At 67.7% G+C, this 11,198-nt stretch carries 9 protein-coding genes; 2 read left to right on the top strand and 7 right to left on the bottom strand.

The window, feature by feature from the left end:
• Positions 1 to 5: 5 nt before the first annotated feature.
• A complete protein-coding gene (locus tag GBZ48_RS34940; RefSeq protein ID WP_174475225.1) occupies positions 6 to 1,322 on the top strand; it encodes a sigma-54-dependent transcriptional regulator in 1,317 nt (438 codons plus the stop codon).
• 42 nt (positions 1,323 to 1,364) lie between these two features.
• Here GBZ48_RS34940 and GBZ48_RS34935 read toward each other — a convergent pair whose 3' ends face one another.
• Both GBZ48_RS34935 and GBZ48_RS34930 read right to left on the bottom strand, forming a co-directional pair.
• On the bottom strand, positions 1,365 to 2,267 hold the full coding sequence (locus tag GBZ48_RS34935; RefSeq protein WP_174475223.1) for a hypothetical protein: 903 nt from the start codon (positions 2,265 to 2,267) through the stop codon (positions 1,365 to 1,367).
• 368 nt (positions 2,268 to 2,635) lie between these two features.
• On the bottom strand, positions 2,636 to 3,958 hold the full coding sequence (locus tag GBZ48_RS34930; RefSeq protein WP_209798409.1) for an amidase: 1,323 nt from the start codon (positions 3,956 to 3,958) through the stop codon (positions 2,636 to 2,638).
• A 327-nt stretch (positions 3,959 to 4,285) separates the two neighbouring features.
• Here GBZ48_RS34930 and GBZ48_RS34925 point away from each other — a divergent pair, with 327 nt between their 5' ends.
• A complete protein-coding gene (locus GBZ48_RS34925) occupies positions 4,286 to 5,830 on the top strand; it encodes an FAD/NAD(P)-binding protein (RefSeq protein ID WP_246307678.1) in 1,545 nt (514 codons plus the stop codon).
• A 26-nt stretch (positions 5,831 to 5,856) separates the two neighbouring features.
• On the opposite strand, the gene GBZ48_RS34920 is transcribed toward GBZ48_RS34925, so the two are convergent.
• The 5 genes from GBZ48_RS34920 to GBZ48_RS34900 form a co-directional block, all read right to left on the bottom strand.
• Positions 5,857 to 6,561 carry an aspartate/glutamate racemase family protein gene (locus GBZ48_RS34920; RefSeq protein WP_174475222.1) on the bottom strand — a complete coding sequence of 235 codons (705 nt, stop codon included), beginning with the start codon at positions 6,559 to 6,561 and terminating at the stop codon, positions 5,857 to 5,859.
• Positions 6,562 to 6,574: 13 nt separating this feature from the next.
• Positions 6,575 to 7,402 (bottom strand): ABC transporter permease, encoded by an 828-nt coding sequence (locus GBZ48_RS34915; protein ID WP_174475221.1) that lies wholly within the window; start codon positions 7,400 to 7,402, stop codon positions 6,575 to 6,577.
• Positions 7,403 to 7,405: 3 nt separating this feature from the next.
• Positions 7,406 to 8,323, bottom strand: a complete 918-nt coding sequence (locus GBZ48_RS34910; protein ID WP_174475220.1) for an ABC transporter permease — start codon at positions 8,321 to 8,323, stop codon at positions 7,406 to 7,408.
• Between the two features lie 192 nt (positions 8,324 to 8,515).
• Complete coding sequence (locus GBZ48_RS34905) at positions 8,516 to 9,829, bottom strand: ABC transporter substrate-binding protein (protein ID WP_174475219.1); 1,314 nt, start codon at positions 9,827 to 9,829, stop codon at positions 8,516 to 8,518.
• A 59-nt stretch (positions 9,830 to 9,888) separates the two neighbouring features.
• Positions 9,889 to 10,893, bottom strand: a complete 1,005-nt coding sequence (locus tag GBZ48_RS34900) for an ABC transporter ATP-binding protein (RefSeq protein ID WP_174475218.1) — start codon at positions 10,891 to 10,893, stop codon at positions 9,889 to 9,891.
• Between the last annotated feature and the right edge of the window lie 305 nt (positions 10,894 to 11,198).

Genomic DNA, 11,198 nt, shown 5'->3' with positions numbered 1-11,198 from the left:
CTCCCCTGAAGGTCCTCATCGTCGAGGATGACCCCAACGTCAGCCTCGGCTGCCAGCAGGCGCTGGAACTGGAGGACATCCCGACCGAGGCGGTGGACAGCGCGGAGAAGGCCCGGCGTCTGGTGGCCGAGGGCTTTCCTGGCATCGTCGTCACCGACATCCGCCTGCCGGGCATGGATGGGATGGCTCTGCTGGCCGATCTGCTCGCCACCGACCCGGATCTGCCGGTGGTGCTGATGACCGGCCATGGCGACGTGTCGATGGCAGTGCAGGCGATGAAGCTGGGCGCCCATGACTTCATCGAGAAGCCTTTCTCCCCCGACTATCTGGTCGAGGTGGTGCGCCGCGCCCTGGACAAACGCCGCCTGACGCTGGAGGTGCGCGACCTGCGCGCCCGCCTGCAGAACCGCGACAGCATCGAGGCGCGGCTGGTCGGCGGATCGCCGCAGATGGCGCGGGTGCGCCGGCTGATCGGCGAGCTTGCCAGTTCGGCGGCCGACATTCTGATCCATGGCGAAACCGGCTCCGGCAAGGAACTGGCTGCCCGCTGCCTGCACGACGCCAGCCCGCGGCGCGGCGGCAACTTCGTCGCCATCAATTGCGGTGGCCTGCCGGAAAGCCTGATCGACAGCGAGATCTTCGGCCACGAGGCCGGGGCCTTCACCGGAGCCGGCAAACGGCGCGTCGGCAAGGTGGAGCATGCCAGCGGCGGCACCCTGTTCCTCGACGAGATCGAGAGCATGCCGATGCCGGTGCAGATCAAGTTCCTGCGCGTGCTCCAGGAACGCACGCTGGAGCGGCTGGGCTCCAACACCCCCGTCCATGTCGATTGCCGGGTGATCGCCGCGACCAAGGTCGATCTGCGCGAGCTTGCCGACCGCGGGCAGTTCCGCGCCGACCTCTATTACCGCCTGAATGTCGCCAATCTGCCGCTGCCCCCCTTGCGCGACCGGCGCGAGGACATCCCGCTGCTGTTCGAGCAGTTCACGCTCCAGGCCGCCGCCCGCCACGGCCGCCCGGTCCCGCCGCCGGACGCCGAGCGCATGCGCCGCCTGATGGCCTACGACTGGCCGGGCAACGTGCGCGAGCTGCACAATGTCGCCGACCGTTGCGTTCTGGGCATCGAACAGGGCTTTCCCCCCTTCGCGACCGCCCATCCCGCCGCCAACCGCCCGTTGGCCCAGGCGGTGGAGGCCTTCGAACGCGCCTTGATCGCCGACACCCTGCGCCGCACCGACCACAGCCTCGCCCGCGCCGCGGAGGAGTTGCAGGTCGCCAAGACCACGCTGCACGACAAAATCAGGAAATACGGGCTGTCGTGAAAGGGCTGCGCCCTCCCGTCGACCGGGAGGGCGCAGGACCGGTTAAGCGGCGGTGTCGAGATGGACGCCGTCGGTGCCATGGCCATGTGTCTGGCCATGCATCTGCCCGTGGCCGGAGTCGAGGTGCAGCGACTGGACGGTATCGACAAATTCATCGACTGCCGCCACCACGTCGGGGTTGCCGGTGACCGTGCTGTCGCTGGAGGCATAGTGGTTCAGGAAATGCTGCCAGATGGCGCTGCCACCGTCAGCGGCGGCCTGACCGGTACCTGCATCGGTCGAGCCGGTGGTGCCCGAGCCGTCATGCTGTGCGATCAGGCGGTCGTGCCAATGCGGCGCGTCGCCAGTGCCGGTCTTGGCGTCGTCGTTCGCCGTGGTGGTGGAGGTGGACGTAGCTGTGTCCGTCGTCCCGGTATGGCTGGTGGCGTCGGTCAGATGTTCCTGGTGCAGCACGGCGCGGACCTGCTGCAACACGCCCTGGACGGTGGCGGTGCTTTCGCCGGTAGCGTCGGTCAGGACCTTCACCAGCGGGTCGGCCGGCGGCTGATGCGTGGTCGTGTCGGTGGTCTTGCCGGTGGCGGCCTTGTCCGTCGCGGAGCTATCGCTTGTCGAGGTATCGTTTGCCGTGCTGTCGGTGGTGGCCGTATCCGTCGCCGTGCTGCCGCTCTTGGCGTCGGCGATGGCCTTTTCGACCGCGACATAGGCGGCCTTCAATTCGGCGACGGCGCTGTCCGACAGCGTCGGAGCGCTGTGCCCGACGGTGGTGTCGGCCGTCATGTTCCCATTCGTGCCATTGGTAGCGGCATCGCCCTGGGCGTGCTGGTGCTGAAGCTGGTGGTCCCGGAACTCGGCGACTGCGCTGTCGGTGGTCGTGACGGATGAGGTCGGCGCAGTGGCCTTGGACGTCACGGACTTGAGCGTATCAGTGGCGAAGTTGGTAGCCATAGGAAGTCTCCAAGCATTTCAGCCGATCGCCACCCGGCATTGTTGGCGCCAATATTCCCGGCGCCGGCGGATGGCACCCGACCATCACGCATGATGATCGTCGGCTCTCGTCTGCAGTCGTCATCCGACCGCCGGCAGACAATAAGTGCGATTTTTCCGCAAATTGAACCGGATTCTTTGCTGAACCACTCTTTGACACCGCTTGTGACGATGAGCGGTCATTTGGGAGTCAGGAATCGGTTATTTATAACCATTCACCTCTACTCTTTGAACATGGCGTACGTCCACATGGGTGATACGCACGGGGCCGTGATTCCTGCGCGGAAAATTCGCGGCCCCATCATGGTCACAGCACACCTGACGAAGGCTTATCCCAACAGCGCTGCTTCGATCCCTGCGGCGATGCCCAGCAGGCTGCGGTCGCTGCCGCGCCGGCCCATCGCCATCAGCCCGACCGGCAACCCATCAGCCGGAACCGGCAGGGAAATGGCCGGCAGGTCGAACAGGTTGGCGACACGGGTGTTTCGCAGCAGGGCCAGATTGACGCGGTGGAAGGCCGCATCGTCCAGCACGTAGGCAATGGTGGGCGCCGTCATCGGCACCGTCGGCAGCAGCAGGACGGGATGGCGGGTCAGCCGCTCGTCCATCAGGCGGATCAACGCGGCACGGCGGTTCTGCATGCGAACATAATCGGCGGCGGGCGCCTTGCCACCGGCCTCGATCCGCGCGCGGGTCTTCGGGTCGATGCCGTCGAGCGCCGTGATGCCGAGATCGGCGAGGGTCGCCGCCAGCTCGATGGCCGTGAACACGCCGATGCGGTCCAGATCCGCCAGCGCGTCCAGTTCCGCCTCGACGGCCCCGTCGACGACCTGCGCCCCGGCCGCCCGCAACCGGTCGAGCGCCGCCTCGAAAGCGGCGGCAACGGCAGGCTCGATCCCGTCGAACAGCCGCCCGCGCGCCACCAGGAAGGATTGCCCGGCAAGGGACACCGGGGCCAGCGGTGCCGGGTCGCCATCGGAAAGGATGCTGTCCAGCAACGCGGCATCCGCCACATTGGCGGCAATCGGCCCGATCGCATCCAGCGTCGGCGACAGCGGAAAGGCCCCTTCGGCCGACAGGCGCCCGGCGGACGGCTTGAAGCCGACCGCACCCGACAGCGCCGCCGGTATGCGCAGCGACCCGCCGGTGTCGCTGCCCAGCGCGATCTCCGCCATGCCGTCGATCACCGAGATCGCCGCCCCGGACGAGGAGCCGCCCGGCACCCGCGAGCGGTCATGCGGATTTCCGGGATTGCCGTAATGGGGATTGATGCCGACCGCGGAGAAGGCGAATTCGGTCATGTGGGTCCGGCCGACGATGACCGCCCCGGCGGCGCGCAGCCGGGCCACCGCCTTGGCATCGCGCCCGGTGGCCGGACGGCCGCGCAGGATGGCGGAGCCGGCCGCCGTGACATCGCCCGCCACGTCGAACAGCGCCTTCACCGAGACGATCCGCCCGTCGAGCGGCCCCAGCGAGCGACCCGCCGCCGCCCGGCGGTCGCTGGCAGCCGCCGCGGAGCGCGCCTCCTCCGCATAGATCTCGGTGAACACCATGGCACCCTGCCGCTCCGGATCGGCAATCCGGGAAAGCGCCGCTTCCAGCCGGTCGCAAGCGGAAGCGTGGGGGGCGGGCTGGACGGACGGCATGGACATCGGGCGTGCTCCTGATCGGTCTTGCAACAAAGCTGCGCGGTGGCGGCGGTGCCCGAACGCATGTGCCATATCGGCGCCGCCTTGGCGACAGCGATGTTGCGGGGCAACATGCGTAAAAAACCGGCAAATCCCTACTTTTGGAATAGTGTTTGCCCTTCGGCCGATGGCGCGTGTCCCCGGCGCTGTGATATTCAGGGCAGAACGAAGCGGACCGAGCAGACACACGGCCGACGCGAGTCCCCTCTTTCAGCGATCGCCTGACGGATTCGGGGAACAGACGCCAACGGCCGGCCTTTTCCGGAATGACTCACGGAAGGACGGACTTCGATGCCTGCAACGCCTCACTTCCCTCCCCCTGGCGGCAGCCCGCCGAATGCTTTTCACCAGCCCCGCCAGATCGCCATCGTCGGCGCCGGTTTCACCGGCAGCCTGCTGGCCGCCCACCTGCTGCGCGGCGCCCAGGCGCCGCTGACGGTGCATCTGATCGAATACGGGCACCGGCCGGGCACCGGCGTCGCCTATTCCACACCGAACGGCACACATGTGCTGAACGTCCGCGCCTACAACATGAGCGCCTATCCCGACGATCCGCGCCATTTCCTGCGCTGGCTGTGGAGCCGTGCGGACGGGCCGACGCCGGACGAGCCGATGCCGCCGAGCGGCCATGCCTTCGCCTCCCGCGCGCTCTACGGCGCCTATATCCAGGACGTCCTGGCGGAGGCCCAGGCCGAGGCGCCCGCCCATGCCCGGCTGAACCTGATCCGGGCCGAAGCGGTGGATGTCCGCACCGAAACCCCGTCGGGCAGCCGGCCGGCGGTACATGTGCGGCTCGGCGACGGCCGGGTGGTCAGCGCCGACACCGCCGCCCTCTGCATCGGCAATTTTCCGCCCTCCCCGCCCTGTCTGGCGTCCCCGACCGCGGACGAGGCCTTCGCATCGGACCGCTTCATCGGCGACCCGTGGGATGCCGCCGCCATCGGCACCATCGACCGGGACGCTCCCGTCGCCATCCTCGGCACCGGGCTGACCATGGTGGACACGGTGCTGTCGCTGCTCGACCAGGGCCATCGCGGGCCGGTCACCGCGGTGTCGCGCCGCGGCCTGCTGCCGCTGCGCCATGAGGAGACGCGGCCCTACACCTCCTTCCTCCATCCGGACGTGCTGCCCAGCACGGTCCTCGACGTGTTGATCGCCCTGAAGGCCGACGCCCGGCGGGCGGCCGCGGCCGGCTATGACTGGCGGTCGGCCTTCGACGCGCTGAGGCCGCACCATCACCGCATCTGGGCCCATCTGCCGATGGAGGAGCGCCGCCGCTTCCTGCGCCACGCCCGTCCCTTCTGGGAAGTGCATCGCCACCGCATGGCCCCGCAGGTCGCCGACCGCATCGCCGTGGCCCGTGACAGAGGCCAGTTGAGCATCCTGCCCGGCCGCCTGAAGGACGCCGCGCTGACCGCGCGCGGCCTGGAACTGACCGTCGCCGAGCGCGGCGGCGGGGCGGAGCGGCGGCTGGCGGCCGGCGCGCTGATCAATGCCACCGGCACCAACTGCGACTACACCCGCATCCGCCACCCGCTGGTGCGCTCACTGCTCGACCGCGGCCTTGCCCGTCCGGACGAGTTGCGGCTGGGGCTGGACGTGACGGAAGGCGGAGCGGTGATCGCCGCGGACGGCACGCCGTCGCCGCGCCTGCTGGCCTTCGGGCCGGTCGCCAAGGCGCCCTTCTGGGAAATGACGGCCGTGCCCGAACTGCGCAGCCAATGCGCCGAAGCCGCCCGCCGTATCCTGAACGGACTGGCGGGCGGCGCGATCTCGGCCCAAGCGGGGTTGCCCGGCATTGCGGCACCGGACTTCCCGGAACCGCTGCCGTTGTAAGCTCCCATTGTAAGAGGGCGGAGGGGTCAGCGCGCCTTGGGCAGCGGCGGCGCATAGCCGCCGACCTTGCTGGTCCGCAGCCCCAGGGCGGCCAGCCCCTCCACCAGCTTCACGCCGGCGGTGACTCCGTCCACCACCGGCAGGCCCATCTCATCGCTCAAGGACCGGGCGAGGTCGGCTATGCCGGCGCAGCCCAGCACGATGGTCTCGGCCCCGTCCTGCTCCACCGCCCGGCGGATTTCCGCCCGCACGCGCTCGACGGCACCGGACGCCGGATCCTCCAGCGCCAGCACCGGCACGCCGGCCGCACGGATGGTGCAGCGCCCGGCCATGCCGTAACGTTGCGCCAGCCGCTCCAGCGCCGGGACGGAACGGGCCAGCGTCGTCACCACGCTGAACCGGCCGCCCAGCAGCCCGGCGGTCTGCATCGCCGCCTCGCAGATGCCGACGACCGGTGCGGTGGCGAGGCTGCGCGCGGCGTCCAGCCCGACATCGTCGAAGCAGGCGATCACCGTGCCGGCGATGGCGCCGTCGCGCTGGTGCCGCTCGATCTCGGCCAGCATACCGGGAACGGCCAGCGCCTCGTCGTAGTAACCCTCGATGCTGGCCGGACCGCCCGGCGGATTGGTGGCGACGATCTCGGTGCCGGGGGCCGCAACGGTGCGGGCGGCGGCACCGATCCGCGCGGTCATCGAGGCGGTGCTGTTCGGGTTGACGACCAGAATGCGCATGTCTTGAAAGTCCTCAGTGGCCGCTTCGGCGCAGGCGGCGGCGGCGCAGCGCGATCAGGCCAAGGAAGAACAGGCCGATCACGGTGAAGGAGAAGACCGTCGTCAGCGACCCCAGCGCATAGAGCACCGGCGTGGTGACGTTGGTGGTCATGCCGTAGATCTCCAGCGGCAGCGTGTTGAAGCTGCCGGCGGTCATCAGCGTGCGGGCGAACTCGTCGTAGGACAGGGTGAAACCGAACAGCCCGACGCCGATCAGGCTGGGCAGCAGGATCGGCAGCACCACATGGCGCACCGTCTGCCAGGGCGTGGCGCCCAGGTCGCGCGCCGCCTCCTCATAGGCCGGGTTGAAGCGGTTGAAGATGGCGAAGACGATCAGCAGGCCGAAGGGCAGCGTCCAGGTCAGGTGCGCCCCCAGCGCCGAGCTGTACCAGGACGGCTCCAGCCCCAGAATGTTGAAGAACAGGCCGATGCCCAGGCTGACCAGGATCGACGGCACGATCAGGCTGGCGACGGCGAGATAGAACAGCGCCCCGCTGCCGCGGAAACGGCGGCGGAAGGCGAAGCCGGCCAGCACCGAGAACAGCACGGTCAGCACCATCACCATCAGCCCCAGCGCGATGGAGCGGCGGAAGGAGCCGCCGAAATCGCCCACCGCCTGCTGTTCGAACAGGTTGCGGAACCAGTGCAGCGACACCCCGTTCATCGGGAAGGTCAGCCCGCCTTCCGGACCCTGGAAGGACAGGATCAGGATGGTCGCGGTCGGGCCGTAGAGGAACAGCACGAACAGCGCGAAGAAGGCCCCCAGCAGGTAGAAGGACAGGCCGCGGCGGGAGGTGTTCATCTCTCACAGCTCCTTGCGGATGTCGACGACACGCAGCATCGCCACCACCATGATCAGGACGACGGCCAGCAGAACCACGGCATTGGCGGCGGCGGCCGGGTATTGCAGCAGCGAGATCTCGTTGGCGATCATCAGCCCGATGGAGGCGCTCTGCCCGCCGCTCATCAGCCGCACGGTGATGAAGTCGCCCATCACCAGCGTGACGACGAAGATGGAGCCGATGGCGATGCCGGGCTTGGTCAGCGGCAGGATGACGTTCCACAGCGTCTGCGCCGCACTGGCGCCGCCGTCGCGCGCCGCCTCGATCAGCGCGCGGTCGATGCGCATCATCGAATTGAAGATCGGCACCACCATGAACAGCGCATAGAGGTGGACGAAGGCCAGCACCACCGAGAAGTCGGAGAACAGCAGGAACTCCAGCGGCTGGTCGATGATCCCGGCGGAGATCAGGCCGGAATTGAGCAGCCCGTTGCGTCCCAGGAACGGGATCCACGAGATCATGCGGATGATGTTGGAGGTCCAGAACGGGATGGTGCAGACCAGGAACAGCACCATCTGCCAGGTGGTCGACCGCACATGGAAGGCCAGGAAATAGGCCACCGTGAAGCCGATCCCCAGCGTGATCGCCCAGGTGAGTGCGGCGTATTTCAGCGTGTTCAGATAGGTCTTCCAAGTGACCGGCGAGGTCAGCAGCTCTGTATAATTGGTCAGCACGAAGTCCGGATAGATGCGCACGCTGTCGTAATCCCAGAAGCTGACCGCGACGATGGTCAGGATCGGCACCAGCAGGAACAGCAGCAGCGTGACGGTCAGCGGTGCCGCCTGGAGATAGGGCGCCACGCGCGGCAGCAGGCGGACACGCCGCGCCCTGCCGGCGGCGGCCGTGGCGGACGGTCGGGACGTTTCGGCGGTCAGGGTCATGCGCGGGGTCCTGCTTGTCAAGGAAGAGGCGATCATTGCCCTCTCCCGCCCCGGGAGAGGGAGGGGACCCGCCGCAGGCGGGGAGGGTGAGGGGTGGTTCGAGCATGGATTCTGATCCTTGCCTCACCCCTCACACTTCCCATGCTCCGCATGGGCCCCTTCCCTCTCCCGGGACGGGAGAGGGAACTACGACTACGCCGCGATGAACTCGTTCCACTTGCGGACCATGTAGCGGTCCTCGTCCATCACCGCGTTCCAGCAGGCGACGCGGCCCATGCGGTCCTGGAACGAGCCGCCGTCACGCACCGCGCCGGCCTTTTCCATCACCTTGCCTTCGGGGCTGAGGATGTCGGCCTTGGCAGGCTGGCCCTCCATCCAGAAGGCCCATTCCTCCGGCGACATATGCTGCTTGGCGGTGTCGAGCACGGCCGAGTAATAGCCCTGGCGGTTCAGATAGGCGCCGACCCAGCCCGACAGATACCAGTTGATGTATTCATAGGCCGCGTCCAGCTCCAGCCCGCTCAGATGCTTGGCGATGCCGAGACCGCCGCCCCAGGCGCGATAGCCCTCCTTCAGCGGCTGGTAGACGCACTGGATGCCCTTGGAGCGAACGGCGGCGACGGCCGGCGACCACATCGACTGGATGATGACCTCGCCCGACGACATCAGGTTGACGCTCTCGTCGAAGGTCTTCCAGAAGGCGCGGAACTGACCGGCCTTCTTGGCGTCGGTCATGATCTTGAGGGTCTTGTCGATCTCCTCCTTGGTCATGTTGCCCTTGTCGCCATATTTGACCTCGCCCATCGCCTCGCAGACCATGGCGGCGTCCATGATGCCGATGGACGGGATGTTCAGCAGCGACGCCTTGCCCTTGAAGGCCGGATCGAGCAGATCCTTCCAGCTGGAGATCGGCCGGCCGACCAGATCGGGGCGGATGCCCAGCGTGTCGGCATTGTAGATCGTCGGGATCAGCGTCATCCACTCGGTCGGCGCCTTGGCGAACTTGGTGCTGTCCTTGCCCTCGACGAAGCCGACGGTGTGGGGGGCGGTGCCCTGGGCGATGGCGCTCTCCGGCGTCAGCTTGCCGGTGATGAAGATCGGGACGATCTTGTCGAAGTTCTTGATCTTCTTCACGTCCATCGGCTGCATGACGCCGGCCGGGAACACCTTCTTGCCGATCCAGTATTCGATGTCGGCGATGTCGTAGGACTTCGGCTGGGTCACCGCACGCTGCGTCACCGCGTCCGAATCCAGCGCCGTCATCTGCAGGGTAAAGCCCAGATCCTCCTTCACCTTGTCGGCGACGGCGTTCAGGTTCGACACACCGGTGCCGAACTGGCGCAGCGTGACGTTCTTGATGTTCTGCGCCCAGATGGTCGGAAAGCCGGTGATGGCGCCAGAGCCGACGGCGGCGCCAGCCACGGCGGCGGTGCCCTTCAGCAGGGTGCGTCGGCTGACGCCGGTCGACAGCGTCGCGGACTTCGAAGGAGTACGGGTGTCGGTCATCGCTGAGCCTCCAGTCTGTTCGTCGTGTTGTTTTTTGATGGGCGGTTTTTGAAAAGGGATCAGGCCACCAGCGGGTGGATGTCGCGGCGGCTCCAGCCGGCCCGCACGCGGTCTCCCACGCCGACGGGGGCATCGAAATAGCGGGCCTCGTCCAGCACGACGGCGAACTCGTCGGCACCGGCGACATCGAGGCTGAGATGGACCGAGGCGCCGTGATACTCCAGCGAGCGCACCGTGCCCTCCACCTGGATTTCGCTCGGCATATCGGCCCCGCCGAGCTGGATGCGGTCGGTCCGGACGGCACAGCGGCCGGCGTCGCCCACAACTCCCCCCTCGATGACGTTGTGGCCGCCGATGAAGCGGGCGACGAAGGCGGTGCGCGGCTGGTTGAACAGCTCGCGCGGCGGCCCCGCCTGCTCGATCCGGCCCTGGTTCATCACCACGGCCAAGTCGGCCAGCGCCATCGCCTCGGTCTGGCTGTGGGTGACATGGATGAAGGTGATGCCGATGTCGCGGTGCAGGCGCTTCAACTCCTCCCGCATGCGCACCCGCAGGAAGGGGTCGAGCGCCGACAGCGGTTCGTCCAGCAGAAGCACGCCCGGCCGGGTGATCAGCGCGCGGGCCAGTGCGACGCGCTGCTGCTGTCCGCCCGACAGCTGGGACGGCAGGCGGCCGGCATATTTGCCCATATCGACGAGGTCGAGCATCTCCGCCGCCCGCCGCCGCCGCTCCTCCTTCGACACGCCCTTCATTTTCAGGCTGAAGGCGACATTGTCGGTGCAGTCGAGATGCGGGAACAGGGCATAGCTCTGGAACATCATCGCCGTGCCGCGCTTGGCCGGCGGGTCGTCGTTGACCATTTTGTCGCCGATCAGCAGGTCGCCGTCGGTGATGTCCTCGTGCCCGGCGATCATCCGCAAGGTGGAGGTCTTGCCGCAGCCGCTCGGCCCCAGCAGGCAGCAATAGGATCCGGCGGCGATCCTGAGATCGATGCCGTCCACCGCCACGGTCGCTCCATAGGCCTTGCGCAGCTTCACCAGCTCGACCGTCGAACCTGCCGTCATCGAAGCGCCTCCGGAATTGTGCACAATCTGCGCAGTCGTTTGTGACCGTTCCGCTATCTGCATCCCGCGTGCCAAAGGCCAAATGGCGGAAATCTGCCAGTCCCACATCTACTCACTGCGCAAAGGAACGGCATTTGTGCAGCAGTTCGGCGCAGTGGCGCGGTTTTAAGCACTTCCGCTCAGGGCGATCACCGGCATCCTGCTCACGCGATTGCAGTTCCCTCGCTGGCCCGCTTTGTGCACAATCTGCGGTACGTTTCCCGCACACCGGTAAAAGCACCTCCCCCGCCCATGACCACCGCCGC

Source organism: Azospirillum melinis (assembly GCF_013340935.1).
Classification (GTDB): Bacteria; Pseudomonadota; Alphaproteobacteria; order Azospirillales; family Azospirillaceae; genus Azospirillum; species Azospirillum melinis.
This window is presented reverse-complemented; position numbering and strand designations above follow the sequence as displayed.